The organism is Paenibacillus tepidiphilus, assembly GCF_008635795.1.
GTDB lineage: Bacteria > Bacillota > Bacilli > Paenibacillales > Paenibacillaceae > Paenibacillus_AQ > Paenibacillus_AQ tepidiphilus.
Map to the genome: position 1 here is coordinate 179,577 of NZ_VWRQ01000009.1, position 20,483 is coordinate 200,059.

Annotated in this window: 16 protein-coding genes and 1 riboswitch; all 16 genes read right to left on the reverse strand. The window is 58.7% G+C overall.

Annotated features, from left to right (window positions below; all coding sequences use genetic code 11):
• Positions 1 to 463: 463 nt before the first annotated feature.
• The 16 genes from glyA to F1379_RS13965 all read right to left on the reverse strand — a co-directional run bounded on the left by glyA (position 464) and on the right by F1379_RS13965 (position 20,431).
• Entirely contained in the window at positions 464 to 1,711 is a 1,248-nt protein-coding gene (gene glyA / locus F1379_RS13890; RefSeq protein ID WP_150270604.1) for a serine hydroxymethyltransferase, read from the reverse strand.
• Between the two features lie 93 nt (positions 1,712 to 1,804).
• Complete coding sequence (locus F1379_RS13895) at positions 1,805 to 2,422, reverse strand: TIGR01440 family protein (protein ID WP_150270606.1); 618 nt, start codon at positions 2,420 to 2,422, stop codon at positions 1,805 to 1,807.
• A gap of 105 nt (positions 2,423 to 2,527) precedes the next feature.
• Positions 2,528 to 2,611, reverse strand: a riboswitch (ZMP/ZTP riboswitch).
• Positions 2,612 to 2,661: 50 nt separating this feature from the next.
• Complete coding sequence (locus F1379_RS13900) at positions 2,662 to 3,249, reverse strand: low molecular weight protein arginine phosphatase (protein WP_150270608.1); 588 nt, start codon at positions 3,247 to 3,249, stop codon at positions 2,662 to 2,664.
• Positions 3,250 to 3,328: 79 nt separating this feature from the next.
• On the reverse strand, positions 3,329 to 3,904 hold the full coding sequence (locus F1379_RS13905) for a manganese efflux pump MntP (protein WP_150270610.1): 576 nt from the start codon (positions 3,902 to 3,904) through the stop codon (positions 3,329 to 3,331).
• A 152-nt stretch (positions 3,905 to 4,056) separates the two neighbouring features.
• Positions 4,057 to 5,277: an L-threonylcarbamoyladenylate synthase gene (locus F1379_RS13910; RefSeq protein ID WP_150270614.1), complete on the reverse strand. Its 1,221-nt coding sequence runs from the start codon at positions 5,275 to 5,277 to the stop codon at positions 4,057 to 4,059.
• 321 nt (positions 5,278 to 5,598) lie between these two features.
• Positions 5,599 to 6,312, reverse strand: a complete 714-nt coding sequence (gene spoIIR / locus F1379_RS13915) for a stage II sporulation protein R (RefSeq protein WP_150270682.1) — start codon at positions 6,310 to 6,312, stop codon at positions 5,599 to 5,601.
• Positions 6,313 to 6,645: 333 nt separating this feature from the next.
• On the reverse strand, positions 6,646 to 7,845 hold the full coding sequence (locus F1379_RS13920; RefSeq protein WP_150270617.1) for an FtsW/RodA/SpoVE family cell cycle protein: 1,200 nt from the start codon (positions 7,843 to 7,845) through the stop codon (positions 6,646 to 6,648).
• Between the two features lie 187 nt (positions 7,846 to 8,032).
• Entirely contained in the window at positions 8,033 to 9,217 is a 1,185-nt protein-coding gene (locus F1379_RS13925) for an FtsW/RodA/SpoVE family cell cycle protein (RefSeq protein ID WP_150270619.1), read from the reverse strand.
• An 881-nt stretch (positions 9,218 to 10,098) separates the two neighbouring features.
• The gene (prmC, locus tag F1379_RS13930) at positions 10,099 to 10,992 is read right to left on the reverse strand and encodes a peptide chain release factor N(5)-glutamine methyltransferase (RefSeq protein ID WP_150270621.1); all 894 of its coding nucleotides are present in this window, start codon (positions 10,990 to 10,992) and stop codon (positions 10,099 to 10,101) included.
• A 25-nt stretch (positions 10,993 to 11,017) separates the two neighbouring features.
• A complete protein-coding gene (gene prfA / locus F1379_RS13935) occupies positions 11,018 to 12,085 on the reverse strand; it encodes a peptide chain release factor 1 (protein ID WP_150270624.1) in 1,068 nt (355 codons plus the stop codon).
• 333 nt (positions 12,086 to 12,418) lie between these two features.
• Positions 12,419 to 13,519 carry a redox-regulated ATPase YchF gene (ychF, locus tag F1379_RS13940; RefSeq protein WP_150270626.1) on the reverse strand — a complete coding sequence of 367 codons (1,101 nt, stop codon included), beginning with the start codon at positions 13,517 to 13,519 and terminating at the stop codon, positions 12,419 to 12,421.
• Between the two features lie 136 nt (positions 13,520 to 13,655).
• On the reverse strand, positions 13,656 to 15,002 hold the full coding sequence (locus F1379_RS13945) for a S41 family peptidase (RefSeq protein WP_150270628.1): 1,347 nt from the start codon (positions 15,000 to 15,002) through the stop codon (positions 13,656 to 13,658).
• A gap of 208 nt (positions 15,003 to 15,210) precedes the next feature.
• Positions 15,211 to 16,341, reverse strand: a complete 1,131-nt coding sequence (gene fni / locus F1379_RS13950; protein ID WP_150270630.1) for a type 2 isopentenyl-diphosphate Delta-isomerase — start codon at positions 16,339 to 16,341, stop codon at positions 15,211 to 15,213.
• A 229-nt stretch (positions 16,342 to 16,570) separates the two neighbouring features.
• On the reverse strand, positions 16,571 to 17,434 hold the full coding sequence (locus F1379_RS13955; RefSeq protein ID WP_150270633.1) for a phytoene/squalene synthase family protein: 864 nt from the start codon (positions 17,432 to 17,434) through the stop codon (positions 16,571 to 16,573).
• Positions 17,427 to 18,956, reverse strand: a complete 1,530-nt coding sequence (locus F1379_RS13960) for a phytoene desaturase family protein (RefSeq protein ID WP_150270635.1) — start codon at positions 18,954 to 18,956, stop codon at positions 17,427 to 17,429. Before F1379_RS13960 ends, F1379_RS13955 begins: the two co-directional genes overlap by 8 nt.
• Positions 18,953 to 20,431, reverse strand: a complete 1,479-nt coding sequence (locus F1379_RS13965; protein ID WP_420850500.1) for a phytoene desaturase family protein — start codon at positions 20,429 to 20,431, stop codon at positions 18,953 to 18,955. Before F1379_RS13965 ends, F1379_RS13960 begins: the two co-directional genes overlap by 4 nt.
• Between the last annotated feature and the right edge of the window lie 52 nt (positions 20,432 to 20,483).

Genomic DNA, 20,483 nt, shown 5'->3' on the forward strand with positions numbered 1-20,483 from the left:
CTTTTGTCTTTGCCTGCGGCTAAATCCTGTCTATTATATCATCACCTGTGGCGCTTTTCACCTTGCAAGGAAAGGAGCCTGCAGGCCCGCTGCGAAGCGGTAGCGCGTATATCCGGCAATAATATATTTTCAAGATTGGTTCTTTTTTCATTAAAAACAAAATTTAGTGTGCGGCAATTTGCGTCTTTTATACAATTCACATTTCTTTCACTACTTTTGTTGAAAATTCCATGAACTTTCATGAATATTTCAGAGTATTAGCAGGCTCATTTTCAATGAAAATATGTGAACATTATGCAACAAAGAGCTCCTGCAGCTTTAATCTGCGACAACGCATATTGCAAGTTGCGGTGAGACTCAACGAACACTGCCTCCGTCAAAGTACAGAAGGCTACTATAAAAAAGAGCCTCCGCCGACAACCGGTACATCGGCTTGGGCGGAGGCTGATATTGCGCAATGATTCTAGTATTGCAGTCCCGGATAGATCGGATACTGCTCGGTCAGGGCAGCGACATCGCGGGCGGCTTCGCTCAGGGTACTGTCATCCTTCGGATTCTTCAGCACCTTGGCAATGACACGGCCGATGGTTACCATGGCCTGCTCGTCCATCCCGCGCGAAGTCACGGCAGGCGTACCGATCCGGATACCGCTGGTGACGAACGGGCTCGTCGGATCGAACGGAATTGCATTCTTGTTCACGGTAATGCCGATGGAATCCAGCACCTTCTCCGCATCCTTGCCCGTAATGTTCAGATTACGGGTATCAATCAGCATCAGATGGTTGTCTGTGCCGCCGGAAACAATATTTACACCTTCGCCGATCAGTGTTTCAGCCAATACCTTGGCATTCTTGACCACATTCTCAGCGTAGGTCTTGAACGACGGCTGAAGGGCTTCGCCGAAGGATACCGCCTTGGAGGCAATCACATGCATCAGCGGTCCGCCCTGCGAGCCGGGGAATACCGCCTTGTCAATCGCCGCCGCCCAAGGCTGGCGGCAGAGAATCATACCGCCGCGCGGACCGCGCAGCGTCTTGTGCGTAGTGGTGGTTACAAAATGGGCATGCGGTACCGGGCTTGGATGCACACCGGCAGCCACAAGTCCGGCAATATGGGCCATATCGACCATAAAGAGGGCACCCACATCATTCGCAATGGAAGCAAGAGCTTCAAAGTCAATGATGCGCGGATAAGCACTGGCACCGGCGACAATCAATTTAGGGCGATGCTTGAACGCCGCTTTACGAACTTCATCGTAATCAATGAGGAAGGTGTCTTCCTGTACACCGTAAGCCACGAAGTTATAGAGCAAGCCGGACGCATTGACAGGACTGCCATGCGTTAAATGTCCGCCATGCGCCAGGTTCATGCCGAGCACTGTATCCCCTGGATTAAGGGCGGCCAGATATACTGCCATGTTGGCCTGTGCCCCGGAATGCGGCTGCACGTTAACATGCTCGGCGCCGAACAACTGCTTGGCGCGGTCGCGGGCCAGGTTCTCAACGATATCCACATCTTCACAGCCGCCATAATAACGCTTGCCGGGATAGCCTTCGGCGTATTTATTCGTAAGGACGGAACCCATTGCTTCCATTACAGCGCTGCTGACGATATTCTCCGAAGCGATAAGCTCAATGTTGGCGCGCTGACGCTTCAGCTCCAGCCCCATTGCTTCCAGTACTTGCGGGTCACTCTTACGCAAATGTTCCATGTTTCTCAGTTCCTCCCTAGTGCTTTAGTTGTATGTGGTGTTGATGCATACCTGTCTTTCGCTGCCGTACCCGGCAGAGTATCGCCTAAATCTTCAATCGCATTGCGCCGTACCGCTGGTCTCCGGAGTACGGTATACCGCTCGTTCCCCGCCGATCAGCGGCGGTCTGCTCCAGGCGGCATTTACTCTGGCGCTGCCGATATAGCGCACGCTTGGCCGGAAAGGGACCGCCACCCGGCGCAGGTGCATGCCGATCAGCGTCTCGCCGATGTCGATACCGGCATGTGCCTCCACCGTTTCAGCCAGTACCGGATCGGCCATCGAGCGGTAAGCAGCCGCGGCCATTGAGCCCCCGGCTCCGGGAATCGGCACCGCCGACACTTCCCGCAGTCCCAGCGCCTGCAGCAGGCTCCGTTCCATGACCAGAGAACGGTTCAAATGCTCACAGCATTGGTACACCGGATGAAACCCGCGCTCCTTGGCCACCTGACGTACACCCTGCAGCAGCTGCTCCGCCACTTCCAGCGCACCGGCAGTTCCGATCCGGGCCCCCGCAACCTCACTGGTGCTGACACCGACGACGAGAACTGAGCCGGGTCCCAGCTTGCCGGCATCCGCCAGCTCGCGTATGGCAGCAGCCGTGGCCCCGGTTAGTCCAGACTCCGTACCCTGCGGAGCTTGGACAGCGTCCCGTTTGATCCCTTCCTCCATCACTTCCGCCTCCAAAAAACCGAATGACATAACTTTGTTCATTATAACTGAATTCTACTCATTTAAACAAAAAAGAGCAGTCCGCGGAATGACTTCGCGGATGTGCTCTTTCGCCCAGGCGACCGGCCGTTTATTCCGGTGCTCCATCGTGGTTTGTATCCACAGTTGTCGCCAGTCACACCGGAACCGGGTAATATTTATTTCATCTTAAAGGATAGTCCGGCAAAAATCAACCGTCATTACAGCCGCCGCAGCGACTCCAGCTTGTCGAGCAGGCTGTGGAGCGCCGTGCGGATTTCAGCTGCCGTCAGCTCGTAGTCTTCCCGCGACCCGCCGAACGGATCAGAAATATCAAAGCTCGGAATGCGCTGGCGGATTTCGATAATCCGCTGCATCGCGGCGGCATCCGGCTCTCCTCCCAAGGCGATGCTCAGCTCGGCATCGGCATACAGGCTGTCGAGTTCCCGCAGGTCCTCGTTCACCGTCTCCTCATTATGAACATATTCCTTGAGTGTATAGGTCTTCGTTACGGCTTCGGGAAAATACTGCAGCAAATGCCGTTTATGGCTGCCGGTCAGGGTCAGCACCAGGTCAGCCCAGGCTACAGCTTCGCCGCTAAGCTGGGAAGAAGTGATATGATCGTGTATGCCTTCATCCCGCAGAACACCTGCGGCATGCCGGGATATTGAAGTGCCGGAAATGGCGGAAACGCCTGCAGACCGCACTTCCAGCCCGATTCCGCGCTCCTTCGCCAGCTTCCGCAGGAGCCCTTCGGCCATCGGACTGCGGCAGGTGTTACCGGTGCAGACGAATAAAATATGCAGCATGCTTTCCACCTCCGTCTGAGATTTCAGGATATTATAAATTCTTGCAAAGCCCCGCCTTGCGGGGTTATTGATCATTGTATCAAAAGATGAACAGCAAGCCAAATGCCAGCAGGATGGCTCCGCCCAGCGCTTCGCTGTAATCCCCAAGCCCCCGGCTGACTCTTCTTCCAAGCAGCAGGCCGGTAACCGACATCAACCCGCCGCAGGCGCCAAACGCCAGAACAGTCAGAACGATGTTGCTTACGACCATGCCGAGAGACACACCGACGGAAAAAGAGTCCACGCTTACACTAAGCGAAATCAGCAGCATGCCCCAGATCGTCCGGTGGTCGAGCGGTGGCCCGCCTTTACTGTGATCGGCACGGAACGAGTTGTAGATCATATGGCCGCCCAAGAGTACCAATAGTCCGCCGGCGGCAAAGGCCGTGACCCGGCCCAGCAGATGGCCGACATAGCTGCCGGTAACGAGCCCGAGCAGCGGCATGACCACATGGAATACGGCGATGAACAGGCCAAGCTGCAGTACATGGAGCAGCCGGATGCCCTTCATCCCGATGCCGACGCCAAGTGAAAAGGCGTCCATTCCCAGCGCAACCGCCATGATGGCTATGGTAATCAGCTGGCCCCAGCCCGCAAATACTCCCGTAATGTCCATGTCTGTGCCCATCCCCCTAAAGTACAAATATCTTGTACAACCACGATATGCGGACAAGGGGGTAAACATGACAGCGGGCACGGTAACGCAGTATTCGGTGCGGCACGGCTGAAGGGCGGCGCGTGGTTAGCCGCCCGCCGGGGACGCCGTTCTCAGCCGGCGTCGATAACGTTTCCACCGGCTGCCTTCATCAGCCGGTTCATGATGGCGGCGCCGAGGCCCGTCTCCGGGCAGGCCTCGGCCAGAATGTAGGTCGCTCCCGCTTCATCGAAGCGCCGCAAGGCGGCATACAGGGAGCGCGCCCCTTCCTCGGGCGAGGCCAGCCGCCCGAGGGAAACGACGCAGGCGGCCGGCTCGGCGGGATACAGGGCCCTGTGCTCCTCGAAGAGGAGCAGCCCTGTCGTCTCGCCGCGCCGCTTCGCCGCCTGCAGCAGCCCCGCGGCCGTGTCCGCCACCTGCCGGGCGGACCCGCCGCGTACTACGCCAAGCGCGCCGCGCGGGGCGTAGTGCGTGTACTTCATGCCCGGCGCGCGCGGCGCCGGGCCGCTGTCCCCGGCCGCAGCCCCTGCGGCCGGCGGCAGCGCGGACTTGCCTGCGGCAAAGTCCGCCAGCGCAGCGGGCGCGGCGTCGACCGCGCCCGGCCCCGCCACCGCCGCGAGCTGCTCGGCGGTGATGCCGCCCGGCCGGAGCACGGCGACCGTGCCGCCCGGCTGCACCTGCACGACGGTCGACTCCAGGCCGACTCCGGCCGCGCCGCCGTCAAGCACCCCGCCGATGTACCCGGCGAGGTCCTCCAGCACATGGGCGGCCAGCGTCGGACTGGGCCGCCCGGACCGGTTGGCGCTGGGCGCAGCCACCGGGCAGTCCGCCTCGCGCAGCAGCGCCAGCGCGAGCGGGTGGGCCGGCATCCGCACGCCAACCGTGTCGAGCCCCGCCGTCACCAGCGGCGACAGCACGCCGGGGCGTACCGGCAGCACCAGCGTCAGCGGCCCCGGCCAAAAGGCCTCCATCAGCGCTTCCGCCACCGGGTGCACCTCGCTGACCAGCTCCTCCAGCCGTTCCCGCCGGGCGATATGGACAATCAGCGGGTTGTCCGACGGGCGGCCCTTCGCAGCAAACACTGCCTCCACGGCAGCGGTATTACGCGCATCCGCGCCGAGCCCATAGACGGTCTCGGTCGGAAAAGCCACCGTACCGCCCCCGCGCAGCATCCGGGCAGCCGCGGCGAGCGCTTCCTTGTCCGCTGCATTCAGCGCCAAAGCCTCTGCACCGCTACCCGCAATGCCTTCATTCTCCACTGCCCAGTATACCGTAGCTGCCTCGCCGCCCAAATGGCGCTGAACCGCAAAAGACGGCTGTTGTTGATCTCCCATGTCCCATCCCTGACTTTCCGCTAGTTTTCAATCCTATAATGATCCCGCTCAATGGGGCAATGGTTATGCAGATTCCGGTCCTCACAAAGGCCGGCCCCTTCAGAACAGCTTAAAACGGCTCCACCCCGTGGAGCCGCAGCTGTTTCACTATCTGTTACAGACGGCAAGCATGCAGCTTCACTGTCTCTGTTATCCATTCGGGCAGCTATAATAGTACCACATCCCTGCTCAAAACAGTAGACCGCCGGACGCCCCGCCCGTTGCTGCGCTGCCTTTTGCCGGCGAGAACCTGCTAGACCAGCCTGCGGCCCTTCTGCGCCTTTAGGACCATAATCCGCTGATCCAGCTCCAGAGATCTTGCAGCAGATCCCAGAGGAAGAACCGTACCTTCGGCGCTTCGGTATCTTCCTCAGCCGCATCGGCAGCGCCCGCCGGGTTCTGCACCGCATTAACCGTCTGGCCGCCATCCTCCGATCCGGCAGCAGATACCGTCTGCGCCCCCTGCGCCGGCGCCGCAGCAGCGGCCGCATCACCCGAGCCTGCGTCAATAAAGCACAGCGGCGGGAACAGCACGCACCACCAGTTCTGCCCCTTGCCCGCACCGAGCGTCACCCGTACCGCCTCATAATCACCAGCGGGATAAACCGTGCCGCCGTACAGCTTGGTCGGAAAGGGTACCACACCCAGCTCGACTTTATAGGAATAATTGATGCCGCGCTGCTCCAGCTCCGCCCCGACCAGTGCGTTCAGCTCCGGCAGGTGGCTGCGGATCAGGGTCCGTGCCTGCTCCAGACTCTGCGGGTTGTGAAGCCCCGACACCCACTCATTCATCTGTGCCACCACCGCATCGCGGATCTGCCGTTTGACCAGTTGGTCGGCCGTCCCGTCCGAATTGGCCAGAATGCGCAGGCGAATGGATTCCTCCGGAATGCCTGTCCCCGCTACTGCCGCATCGCTCTTTTGCCCTTCCCACATCATCAGAATCATCATCATGACCGATATTATAATGGCTGTATGCTTAACTGTTCCCCGCAAAGAATCCTGAAATCCCGAACTGCGAAATTCCATCACCGGCTTCCCCTCTCCTCTGAAACTATGATAGTCCCAGTATGTCCGGCAAAGAGCGGGTGCAAACCTCTTAATCTATTATTTTTACAAAAACATAGAAAACACCGCCACGGAATATCCGGGCGGTGTTCAGCTCATTCAGGGTGACGCTTACAGGAGCACGGCGCGGAGCGCTTATTCCTGGAGCTCCAGCGCAGTCTTGACTTTTACCCAATCATGCTCCACCTGCTCTTCCAGGTCGTAAGGATGGTACATTTCATTCTCGATCATATAAGTAGGATCATGTCCTCTCTGTTCTCTTTACCCGCGGGCTGATCTGCTGCCAGTAAAGATCGCTGGCAGCGCCGGAAGCACCGGCAATTCCTCCTCTACCTCCTGCCCGTACAGCAGCACGCTCATGGCAATACCCATACTGGCCATGTTAATAATGAGCGAGGTGCCGCCAAAGCTGATGAACGGCAGGGTAATCCCTGTAAGCGGCATAAGCCCGATGTAGGCGCCGATGTTCTCCAGAATCTGATACAGCAACATGGCAGTAATGCCGATGATCAGAAACGGACCGGCACGGTCCCGGCTGGCGAGGGCAATCAGCACCAGACGATGGATCAGAATGAAGAACAGCAGCAGCAGCACCGCCGCGCCGAGAAAACCGAACTCTTCGGCAATCGCCACAAAAATGGAGTCTGAATACATATAAGGCACGCGGTTGGACTGTACCGTGCTGCCTTCAAGATACCCTTCCCCGCTCATCCCCCCGGAGGCAATGGCCATCTTGGCATTGCGGACCTGGTAGCTGTCGTCGGAGCTGGCCTGCTCCGGCACGAGCCAGGTGTCGAAACGGGCGATGAAATGGTCGCGGCCCAGCGTATTTTTGATAAAACTGACCGTGGCATCATGATAGTTAATATAACTGAGGATAAAAGCCAGCACCAGCCCGCCGACAAGCAGAAATCCGATCAGCGCATGGCTGAACCGGATCTTGCCTACCCAGAGCAGACCCACCAGTATGACCAGATAGCTGAGCGCGTTACCGAGATCATTCTGCAGAATCACGATGGCGAACGGCAGTAAGGCGGCCAGCCCGATGGGCACACAATCCCGCCAGAAGCGCAGGCTCTCCCTGTCCTTCTTTACCAGTATCCACGCCAGAAACAGAATCAGCAGCAGCTTGAACAGCTCCGCCGGTTGAAAGGTTAAGCCTGCAATTTCAATCCAGCCCTTGGCTCCATTCTTCGTCTTGCCGAACAAGCTTACGAAGACCAGAATCATCAGGCCCAGCAGATAGAAATAGGGAGCATATCTCACCAGGAGACGGTAGTCAAACAGGGCCAGCACGAAAAATACGGCGAAGCCCAGCCCGTAGAAAACGAGCATATCCAGATGCATACCATCCTGCTTGCGGCCGTGCGTAACACTGTATAAGGCCAGGATGCTGACGCACATCAGCAGAAGCAGGACAATCACCAGAACACCGTCGATCTTGCGGATCTTTTGCAGCATGGCAGAACTCCTTGTTTGGACGTTTGCAGCAGCACACTGTACCGCGAGCATACCCCCATTATATCGCACCGGGCCGGATGCATACAGTTTTTACCTGGATATCTTTAGGGGGGGGGATGGGAATTATATCTGTTCTGCCAAATAAAAAGCGGACCCTCCCATCCGGGACAATCCGCAGTCTTGTCTATCATCCTTGCTTGGCCGCCGCCGGATAAGGCGCCGGGTTCGGCAGGTCTTCTTCCACATCCTGTCCGTGCAGCCTTACGCTCATCACGAGACCGATGCTGGCCATGTTGATCATCAGTGAGGTGCCCCCATAGCTGATAAAGGGCAATGTAATCCCGGTCAGCGGCATCAGGCCGATGAAGGCACCGATGTTCTCGAAGATCTGGTACAGCATCATAGCGACGATCCCGATAATCAGGAACGGGCCGCCCTTGTCTTTGCACTCCAGCGCAATCAAGATCATCCGGTGAATTAATATAAAGTACAGCAGCAGCAGCAAGGCCGAGCCGACAAAGCCGAACTCCTCGGCAATTGCCACAAAGATGGAGTCCGAGTACGTATACGGCACACGATCCGTTTGTACGGAGCTGCCCTGCATGTAACCTTCTCCGCTCATGCCGCCGGAGGCAATCGCGAGCTTGGCATTCTTCGTATGGTAACTGGCCTTGGCCGTCGCCTTCTCGGGAACAAGCCACGGGTCAAAGCGCTCCACCCAGTGGGAACGCCCGATGTCGGTCAGGAAATCCTTGATCTCGTCGTGATAATGAATATAGCTCATGATCCCCGCAGTGGCAACGGCGGCGATGCTAACCAGACCGATCAGCGCATGCGAGAATTTAATGTTGCCGATCCACAGCAGGCCGAGCAGAATGACGATATATGCGAGCGCATTACCCAGGTCATTCTGACTGAGCACAATAATGAATGGTAGCAATGTAAGGAGGCCGAGCGGAACAATGTCATGCCAGAACTCCAGCTTGTTCTTCCGTTTCTTCACCAATACTCCGGCCAGAAACAGAATCAGAATCAGCTTGAACAGCTCCGCAGGCTGCAGGCTGAAGCCCCCGAACTTGATCCAGCCCTGGGCGCCATTCTGGCTGGCCCCGACGAAGCTGACCAGCACCAATATCGCAATCCCCGCAATGTATATATATAAGGCATACTTGACCAGCAGCCGGTAATCCAGAAACGTCAGTCCAATGAAGGCAATGATGCCCAGGACGTAATAATTGATCATCCGCAGGTGAAAGCCGTCAAGGTCTGCCCTGCCGTGGGTCACGCTGTAGATGGCCATTATACTGACCGCCATCAGCAGCACCAGCATCGTAACGATAACGCCGTCGATCTTCTTAATCTTCTGAAGCATATTCTGTCTCCTTACTCCGTCCTGGATCTTCGCAGGTTGCTTCTTGCGGAAGACCCGTCCCCTTCATTGTAAAGGATGAATCCGCAAAACACCAATTCCGCGCAGGGCAAGGTAATAATTACCTTTTGCAGTTCTGCTGTGGTTCTGTTGTGGCTATGCTGCGCTCGGGCCGTGAAAGCCAGCCGCGTACCGCAGCTACGTTTCGCAGACAAGTAGGTTGACCAAGCCAAAATCTATGGACGGCATGCGCCGCCATCCCCAGCTCTTACTAGCAAGCTATGGTCTATAGCTGCAGTTTGGCGCCGTCAAGGTACTAGTACCTTGACCAAAACATATTTCAAGGTATTAATGCTTTAATTCCCCTTTAGCTTGCTCGGTCATAAAGTGTCATTGCACCGATTTCTGAGCCTGGTTTCGTTTCACTTCCCACGCAGTCACTTCTTGCTGGCCGTTCTAAGCATCCGATTCGGCGATGCCAACACTAACGTACAGGTTTTCCACTAACCCTGCAAAAGAGCACCATGAGAACTTTAAGGTAGAGTCCTGCTTTTCGATCGGTGAGCTTGGTTTGTGGATTATGGTCGATTATTCGCCTACGTTTGCTCTGTTTACCTTCACGGTAGCCCATTATGGTCGGTTTTTCGCCTACAAATAGGAATGAACAGCCGGACTGTGCTGTTGGTCGGCCTGTTCAGGGGAAAGGGATGTAGGTGTATATCATCCTTAAATTCGGCTTGGTCAAGGAACTGGCTTTATAGCTCCGGGCGAGCTCCAACGCCAGAAAGCCTTCACTTTCCTGTTACCCGGACTGCTCAGACCTCATTCGCCCAACAATCCCGGTTTCGCCGTGCTAACGCCGCGATCAAGACAGACGGCGGGCGTTACAGCCCTTCCCGCCGCCGGATGCCCAGCACATGGCGGGCAATGCCGGCAAGATCGTCGACTGTGACGATCTCATCCCAATGGCCGGCCGCGTCCAGGAGCGCGGCCACCTCGCCGGCCTGGCCCTGGCCGAGCTCGAAGCCCACGAGCCGCGGCGGCGCGGGCAGCAGCCGCAGCTGCTCCAGCATGCGGCGGTACGGGTCCAGCCCGTCCGCACCGCCGTCCAGCGCCGTGCGCGGCTCATGGTCGCGCACCTCGCGCTGCAGACCGGCGATGTCACCGCCGGGAATGTACGGCGGGTTGGAGACGAGGATATCCGTCTCCAGCCCCGTGAACGGCTCGAGCAGATCGCCGAGCCGGAAATCCACGGCTGCGCCGTGCCGGGCCGCGTTGCGCCCGGCGACATGCAGGGCGCCGGGCGAGATGTCGCCCGCGCACACGCGCCACGCCGGCGACTCAAGCGCCAGCGTGACGCCGATGGCCCCGCTGCCGGCGCCGATATCGACGGCAGTCAGCGCCCGGCCGCCGGCCGCGCGGCCGGACGGCCACAGTTCAGCGCCGTACTTCAGCACGGCCTCGACCAGCAGCTCCGTCTCGGGACGGGGGATCAGCACCTCCGGCGTCACCTCGAACACCCGGCCGTAGAATTCCTGCTCCCCGGTGATATATTGCACCGGTTCACCCGAAGCGCGCCGGGTCACCATCGTTTCCCATGCCTCCTTAAGCCCGGCAGGGAAAGGGTCGGCCAGCGCCATATAATAAGCCGCACCCGTCAGACCGAGCACATGCTCCAGCAGCAGCTGCGCACTGCGCTGCGGCTCATGGCAGCCGCTGCGGTCCAAAAAAGAAGAAGCCTCCGCAAAGGCTTCCCGGATGCTTCGCACTACTCGCATAACATAAGCGTCGTGGTTCAAAGCATTATTCTCCTTTTTCCATCAAGTCGGCCTGCTCGGCAATCGACAGCGCGGAAATAATCTCGGTAATATCCCCGTTCATCACCTGCTCCAGGCGGTGCAGCGTGAGTCCGATCCGGTGATCGGTAACCCGGCTTTGCGGGAAATTGTAGGTACGGATCCGCTCGCTGCGGTCGCCTGTACCGACTTTGCTCTTCCGCTCGCCGGCATACTTCGCTTCTTCCTCCTGGCGCATCATATCGGAAATCCGCGCGCGCAGCACCTGCAGCGCCTTCTCCTTGTTGGAGTTCTGGGATTTGCCGTCCTGACACGTAGCCACGATGCCGGTCGGAATGTGGGTTACACGCACGGCAGACTTCGTCGTGTTGACCGATTGTCCGCCCGCGCCGCTGGAGCAGAACGTATCGACACGGATATCCTTGTCGAGAATTTCAATGTCGATCTCTTCCGCTTCCGGCATTACCGCCACCGTCGAGGTGGAGGTGTGAATCCGGCCCCCGGACTCCGTTGTCGGTATGCGCTGCACGCGGTGTGCGCCGCTCTCGTATTTCATCTTGCTGTAGGCGCCGCGGCCGTTGATCAGGAAGATGACTTCCTTAAATCCGCCAAGGTCGTTCGTATTGACATCCATCAGCTCGACTCTCCAGCCCTGGCTGTCGGCATAACGCGTATACATCCGGTAGAGATCGGAAGCGAACAACGCCGCTTCATCCCCGCCGGCTGCGCCGCGGATTTCCACAATGACATTCTTGTCGTCATTCGGGTCCTTCGGCAGCAGCAGAATACGGATCTTCTCCTCCAGCTCTGTCTGGCGGGCGGACAGGTCTTCGATCTCCATCTTGACCATTTCCTTCATCTCGTCGTCGAGCTTCTCGGCCTGCATCGCCTTGGCGGCATCCAGTTCTTCCATGACGTTCTTATATTCGGTATAAGCCTCGTAAGCAGGCTGCAAATCAGATTGTTCTTTGGAATAATCCCTCAGTTTCTTACTGTCGCTTGCAACATCCGGGTCACAAAGCAGTTCACTGAGTTTCTCATAGCGGTCCGCCAGTGATTGCAATCGGTCCAACAAGGGAATTCACCTCTCCTAAATCAAAATCAACAGTCGTTATAGATATACGACAATATATTATATCACCGTTCACTGTGGTTGGCTACAGGGCTAACACACAAAATGTAAGCGGCAAAGGCCTGCCGGCAAGGGTTATGGTTAGTATGCAGACGCGGAAACAGACTTATGCGGAGATGCCGCACCCATCACCTGTCTTTCCGCCGTCTCCGCACGGTTGAAGCTTGCCGGAAAGTTATCAGGCCCCTCGTATCTTGCAGAACAGAAACTCTGCATCTTTAGGCAAAAGAGGCCACCCGGAGCTTCCGCCTCCGGATGGCCTCTCTCCCTTCCGCTTTAGACGTTGAAGCGGAAGTGCATAACGTCGCCGTCCTGCACCACATATTCCTTGCCTTCCAGCCGCAGCTGGCCGCGTTCCTTGGCACCGTTCATGGAACCGGCGGCTAACAGGTCTTCATAGGCTACCACTTCGGCGCGGATAAATCCGCGCTCGAAGTCGGTGTGTATTACGCCCGCTGCGCCAGGAGCTTTGGTGCCGCGGCGGATGGTCCAGGCGCGGACCTCCTGCACACCGGCTGTGAAGTACGTATACAGGCCGAGCAGCTTGTAAGCCGCTTTGATCAGCCGGTTGAGGCCGGATTCCGCAAGGCCGAGCTCTTCCAGGAACATCGCCTTGTCTTCGCCTTCCAGCTCGGCGATCTCTGCTTCCACCTTCGCGCTGATCGGCACAACCTCCGCGTTCTCGGCGGCGGCGAAATCGCGCACCTGCTGTACGTACGGGTTATTGTCGGCAGTGGACACCTCGTCTTCGCCGACATTGGCCGCATACAGCACCGGCTTCAGCGTCAGCAGATGCAGATCACGGACCAGCAGCCGCTCATCATCGGACAGCTCCACGCTGCGCGCCGGCATGTCGTTGTAAAGGGCTTCCTTCATGCGCTCCAGCAGCTCCACTTCGGAAACCGCCTTCTTGTCGCCGCCCTTGGTGTTCTTGCGGGCCCGGTCCAGACGCTTCTCCACGCTCTCCAGGTCAGCAAGAATCAGCTCCAGATTGATGGTCTGGATGTCGCTTACCGGATTCACTTTACCGTCGACATGAGTAACGTTCTCATCCACAAAGCAGCGCACCACATGTACAATGGCATCCACTTCACGAATGTGGGCCAGGAATTTGTTGCCCAGACCTTCACCCTTGCTCGCGCCGCGCACCAGTCCGGCAATGTCAACGAATTCAAAGGCGGTCGGAACCGTCTTGTTCGGCTGCACCAGCTCGGTCAGCTTGTCGAGACGCTCATCGGGCACTTCCACAACACCGACATTCGGGTCGATGGTGCAGAAGGGATAGTTGGCGGACTCGGCGCCCGCTTGTGTGATCGCGTTAAACAATGTGGATTTTCCGACGTTGGGAAGTCCAACGATACCTGCTTTCAAAGCCATTTATATGACAACTCCTATTTCTGTGGGGGTATGGTTATTCCTGTCACTACAACAAAAGCCAATCTAAATCATTATATATTAGAACAAAACTGCCAGCAACAGCGGATATCCCCCAGGTGTGTCCAATAAACGGCGGTCACCGCTTGGCTGCGGCCAGCTCCAGCGCCTTCTGAATCGCAGGATCCAGGTGCCAGTCCTTATTTCGTTCAGCATCCACCGTCACGTCGGGGACGGTCTTGAACTCCTCATTGCAGGTGCCGTCCTTGGTGAGGCCAAGCACCCAGCTGAAATTGAGCACATACCCGCTGTTTGGCAAAGCGGCGAATATCGGCGTGATTCCGATGCCGTCTCCACCGGTTTTTTCGCCGATCAGGGTAGCAAACCCGGTGTTTTTGGCATAGCTGGCAAAGCTTTCGGAGGAGGAATACACACCTTCGTCCACAATAAGATATATGTCCCCCTTAAACCCGACGGGCGCCGGCGGGATGTTGTAGGAAGAAACGAAATAGGAAGTGAACGCCTGAGTCGTTTCCGGCGGATGATTAGGCAGACTGTCCAGGTCAAGCCGGCTGATCGGCTGTGTCTCATAGCCCATGCTCTTCAGGAACGGTTGCTGATACTCATCGCCTGTGAACAATAAATATTTGCGGTCGGGCAGCGGCTGGTCGATCAACTGCTCCACCATATTCATCCAGTACATCTGGCTGCCTCCGCCGTTGCCGCGGATATCGATAATCAGAGTGCGGTAATCCTTAATCTCCTGCAAAAAGTCGCGAATCATCGGTCCATCATAATCGATCTGCTCCTTTGCAAAACTGCGGATCCAAACGTAGGCCGACTGCCCCTGCTCCAATATCCTTTTCATCACATTGGCCTTGTTAACCGGAATAGCCTGGATTGTGCCATCCTTGCCGCCTGTCTCAGCACCCGGTCCGGCAGCATGATCGCTGACTCCGTAACGGCGTTCTACCTGCGGCTGCTGCAGAATGTCATTCCACGGCTGCAGTGTAGGCTCATTACGGTAGCTTTCGCGCATATATGCATACATATCCGGATTCAGTAAATACGTATGCAGGTTATGAAGCTCACCCAGGATTTGATTGAAGCTCTCGAAGAACTGCGCATCATCTCCGGTTGCCGCCAATGTGTCCCGGTACGCCTCCTTATTGGCCAGCCAATCTACCCCGTAGACCCGTTTGTTGACTTCAAAAAACGGAAAATTCTGCTGAAGCACCGTATAGATATAATCAAAATCCTCCAGCTTCTGCTCCACAGTCAGGGTAGTGACGGATGAAGGCATTTCAGAAGGCTGTGCCGCTGCTGGTGAGGCTGGTTCCGCTGTGGGAGCCGCATTTATGGACAACACAGGGCTATCTTCATCCGCTGGTACCGGATTCCCAGCACCCGGCTGCTCTCCCGTACATCCCGCCAGCGGCAGCAGCAAGAGAACCGCCGCCGACAGCGCCATCATCGTTCGTTTCATCCCAGACCTCCAAAGTTCGGTTTAGGATTATCCTATTGTTCCGCTCTTTATATTTCAAAGAAATATATCACTCCGGGGTCAGCCGGGCCAGCGGGGGACATCCGCAGAACAAAAAAGGACCTCTTGCGAGGTCCGGCATTACTGTAGAGCGGCGTGGAACCAAGGCGAATTCATTCCGGGCGGCCAACGCCGGGTATTTCCTTCCGCATTAGCGCCGCACCAGGCGATGCGTGGCACGCAGCGCAGCCAGATCTCCGGCGCCGATCCCGAACATCGCCGTGCGCAGCTCGAACTCCGCCTGCGCCAGCGCCCGGTCGAGCGCCTCCTCCGACTGCACGGCCGGGCCGAGCAGATTCCGCCCGAAGCCGGCCAGATCAGCGCCGAGCGCCAGCGCCTTGGCGGCGTCGACGCCGCTGTGCAGGCCGCCGCTGCCGATCAGTGCGCCGTGCGGCGCGGCCGCCCGGACCTCCGCGATGCACTCTGAGGTAGGGATGCCCCAATCGGCGAAGGCCTCCGCCGCCGCCCGTTTGACCGGGTCGTGGTTGCGGAATTTCTCGACCTGGCTCCAGGAGGTGCCGCCCGCCCCGGCCACATCAATAAAGGCAGCGCCGGCATTGTACAGGCGAAGGGCCGTTTCGCCGTCGATGCCCCAGCCGACCTCCTTCACGCCAACCGGCACCTCAAGCACCCGGCAGAGCTGCCCGATCCGTTCCAGCAAATCCTTGAAGCCCGTATTTCCCTCCGGCTGAAAGATTTCCTGCAATCCGTTCAGGTGCAGCACCAGCCAGTCCGCGCCGGCGATCTCCACCGCCCGGCGGCATTCATCAACGCCGAAGCCATAGGAGAGCTGCACCGCACCGATATTCGCAATGACAGGAACACTGCCCGCCCGTTCCCGTACCCGGAATGTGCCGGCAAGCTCCGGACGTTCTACTGCCGCCCGCACAGAGCCGACACCCAGCGCCCAGCCCCGCCGGCCGGCTGCTTCCGCCAGCCGCTCATTGATCGCGCCGGTGGCCTTGCTGCCTCCCGTCATCGAGCTGATCAGCAGCGGCGTGCGCAGCTTGCGCCCGAGAAACTCCGCTTCCAGCGAGATTGCACCGAAGTCCAGCTCCGGCAGCGCGTTATGCCGGAAGCGGTAATGCTCAAAGCCCGCGGTGACCCCGCTCCCGCCGACTTCCTCATTCAGGCAAAGGCGCACATGCTCGATTTTGCGTTCGCCCGTGGCCGAAGAGGGCAGCAGCCCCCCTCCCTCCACAGGTTCTCTGGACGGTGCAGAAGCCGGGCCGCGTCCCTCTTCTGTCTCCTGCGGCAGATCTTCCTGCGGCAATTTGCACATGCGGTCTTCCTCCGTTCTCCGCTCTGTATCAGGCATCCGCCGGGTTGGCGGCGGACGGGCCGTACAGCAGGATAAGTACGTATCATTATAGCACAACCGGAAAGCCGATTTCCCGGGGCCTTCCGGTTACCGGTACACCCGGCCGGCAATCCAAATGACCGATTGGTCATTTCAGTGCATGCTAAGCCCGTTTCTCGGATGGCGGGTCCTGCTCTTCAACCGCTATCTCTTAGTGGACGGCAGCGTCCGGCTGCAGCTCACGGTACCGCGCCACTGTTCTCCGGAGCATCTGCAGCTTGGCACGTTCACTGACGTACACCCGGCGCCGGAAGACATCGTATCCGGCAGCGGCGGCGGCATCGATAATCGCTGCGTAGAAATGCGCAGCCAGTTCTACAGCCAGCCGGCTGTCCCGCGGATAACTGTCCAGATTCGCCATTCCCTTCTTGAACCATTCCCTTGCCTGCTCCGCCAGGTCCTCAATGACGCCGATGAACCCGTTGTTCACCTCATGCTGCTCCAGTTCACCTTGGCTATATCCATGCTTGTGCAGCAGCTCCAGCGGCAGATATCTTCTTCCCCGCGCCAGATCCTCGCCGACGTCGCGGATGATGTTGACCAGCTGCATCCCGATGCCCAAGGCAATTCCCGCAGACTGTGCTTCGCTGTCCGTGTCTTCCCGCAGTACGGGCAGCAGCATCTCGCCGACGGTTCCCGCCACCAGATAGCAGTAGTTCTCGAGCTGGTCCATCGTTTCATAATGGGTGAAGGTCAAATCCGAGAGCTGGCCCTCCATCTGCAGCAGAAACGGCTGCCGCTCCAGATGCGGGAAGCTGCCGAACAGCCAGCGCAGCGCCGGCCAGATGAAATGCCCGTCCGCCGTATCCAGATCACTGAACAGCTGACGCAGTTCATAGATGCTGTAAGGCGAATGCTGCGGCTCATCCACGCTGTCGTCGATGATCCGGCAGAAAGCATAAATTACATGCACCGCCTCACGGCGCGGGCTCGGCAGAACACTGAACGCCCGGTAAAACGATGAGGAGGCCTTCTTCATTAACTCCTCGCATTGCCTTAAGCTCTGCTTATCCATTGTCAGTCATCTCCTTCATCATCTCTTGAACCGCCAGCTTGGCGCCCTGCATCACAATCGGCACACCTCCGCCGGGATGAATGGAAGCACCTGCGGCGTACAGGCCGCGCAAGGGGTAGGGCTTCGGCTGAGGACGGAACACACCCGATTGGCTCAGCACCGGTGCCAGGCCGAAGCTGCCGCCGCCGAACAGCCCGCTCCGCTGGGCGTCGGCCGGTGTGCGGAGCTTGCGCCAGCGCAGGCTTGCGCGCAGGCCGGGGAAGCCCCGCTGCTCGGCATCTGCCAGTACTTTATCCGCCAGCCGCTCCGCAAGGCTGTGCCAATTCAGAGCGGGCTCAGCCGGAACGGGAACCAGGAAATACAGCACGCTCTCCCCGGGAGGCGCCGCCTCTTCATCTAGAGCTACCGGATTAAATACATAGTAAGACGGGTCAGACGATATCTGCTTCTGTTCGAACAGTTCACGCAGATTCATGTTCAGGCTGTCCGGCAGGAAAAATTGATGCACCGTGGAATCCTTCCAGCGCTTGGCCGCACCCGCGTAGATCAGCAGGCAGCCCGATGAGGGCTGGAACTTGCCCCGGCGGATGCGCCCTTGGGGCTTGCCTCCGGAGAGCTCAGACTTGCTGCCGGAGAGCTCAGGCTTGCCGCCGCCCCTGAACAAAGCTTGCGGCAGCAGCCCTTCCAGATGCGGAAAATCCCCGTTATAGAGAACCGCGTCGTACCGCCGTTCCATGCCGCCCGTCACCAGGCCGCGGCAGCTGCCGTCTTCTACGATCAGCGACTGCACCTCTGTTCCGGTGATGATGCGGGCGCCCCGCTCCAGCAGCTCCCGGGAGATGATCTCCGGCAGCCGCCCGTAGCCGCCCTTCAGCATCCAGATGCCGAAGGCGTTCTCGGCATAGGGCAGCATCGTATAGATGCCCGGTGTACGGAAGGGGGCTCCGCCGATATACAGACTCTGCAGCGAGAAGGCGTCGATCAACTCTTCGCTGCGGAAATACTGCCCAACCGCCGAGCGCAGTCTCTTGTAGGCACGCAGCCGGGCCAGCAGCACCAGATTGGCCGGAGTGAAGAACTCGCCGCGCCGCTGGTAGCCCCGCTCCAGGAAAGCGGAGCGACCCAGCGGATACAGCCGGGACATATCCTCCATGAACCGCAGGAACGCCCCGCCTTCTCCGGGATAATGCCGCTCGATTTCAGCGGCCTGCTCAGACAATCCGCCGAGCTTGCTCAGCGTCCGGCCGCTGCGGAAGTGCATCCGGCAGAGCGGGTCGCAGCGCAGCAGCTCCAGACGCTCCGGCGGCAGACCGCCTTCCGCAAGAATCCCGGTCAGCATCTCCGGCAGCAGCACAATCGTCGGGCCCTGGTCAATCCGGTATGCCCCTTCCTCTTCAAACGCGACACGCCCGCCGACCTTGGCCTCCCGCTCATAGAGCGTCACCTGGACGCCGTGCTTGCTGAGCAGCAGCGCTGCCGTAAGGCCGCCGATTCCTCCGCCGACAATGGCTACCTGCTTCACAGGGGCACCCCCGCCCTTGCGGACTGGGGAACCACGGCTCTGCCCCGCCGCGCCAGATCATGCTTCTGCAGCAGGCGCGCGCTGATCTTGGCCGATTCGAAGATGGTCGGCAGCCCGCTGCCCGGATGCGTCCCTCCGCCGACCAGCCAGATGCCCTCTACCTCGGAGAAGGTATTATGCGGACGAAGATACATCATCTGCCCCAGATTGTGGGCCAGATTGAAGGTGGCCCCGTTGTACACGTTCAGTCCGTTCTGCCAGTCGAGCGGCGAGAAGAACAGCCGTTCTTCCACCCGCTGCGCGATGCCTGACAGCTGCGGTATCTGCTGCAGCCGCTCCAGCATCGCCTCCTGAACGCTTTGCCCCTCGCGTTCCCAATTAATGTCCGCCTGCAGATTCGGGACAGGCATCAGCACATACAGCGACGACTTGCCGGGAGGCGCCAGCGTCGGGTCGATGACCGACGGATTGTGCACATAGATAGAAGGGTCCGGGGACAGCCGTCCCAGCCGTGTAATGTCCTCCACATTGCTCTTGTAATCGCCGGAGAAGTGCACCGAGTGATGGGCAAGATCCACGGGGCCGTCCACACCGAGATACAGCATCGCCGTCGAGCAGGAGTACCGTTTCCGCTTCAGCTTCTCGGGGGTATAGCGCTTCAGCACTCCCGGCTCGAACAACTGGGTCATCGCGGAACCGAAATCCGCGCCGATAACTACATAATCCGCCTCGGCCGTCTCGCCATTCTCCAGCAGCACACCGGCTGCCCGGCCATCTCTGACAAGCACTCGCTTCACACCGCAGGAGGTATGGACTGTACCGCCGTGCTCCGCAATCACCTCGCCCATGGCAGATAACACGCGGTTGATCCCGCCTATAGGATGGTAGAGCCCGTAACGGTGCTCCAGGAAGGAGAGGATCGTGAACGTGCCGGGGCATTCCCACGGCGACATCCCCAGATATTTGGCCTGAAACGTAAACGCGAAGCGCAGCCGTTCATCATCGAAATATTTAGCCAGCCGGTTGTACACCGTATCGGTTGCATGCAGCTTGGGCAAAGCGCGCAGCACATCCTTCTTGGCATAGTCACCCAGCCGTTCAAAAGGACGCTGCAGCAGCGGCATCACTCTGGCGAACTTCTCCTCTTCCTCCTTCATGAAACGGCGGTATCCCCCGGCATTGCCGGGAAAGAGCTGCTCAATGGCTTCGGCAGTCGCCTCCTGGTCGGTGGAAGGCGAGAAGATGGTGTCGCCAAAATGCAGCGAATACAGCGGGTCCAGCTTGTTCAGGGAAACATAGTCATGCAGCGAACGTCCGGCAGCTTCGAACAGCTCCTCCAGCAGATGAGTCATCATCAAAAAAGTCGCTCCGCGGTCAAAGCGGTAGTCACCCAATTCAAGCAGGCCCGAACGGCCGCCGACCGTTCCCTGCTTCTCATAGACCTCAACCTCGTAGCCCTGGGCTGCCAGCAGCATAGCAGCGGCGAGTCCTCCCGGGCCCGCTCCGACAACAGCCACCTTCGCAGCT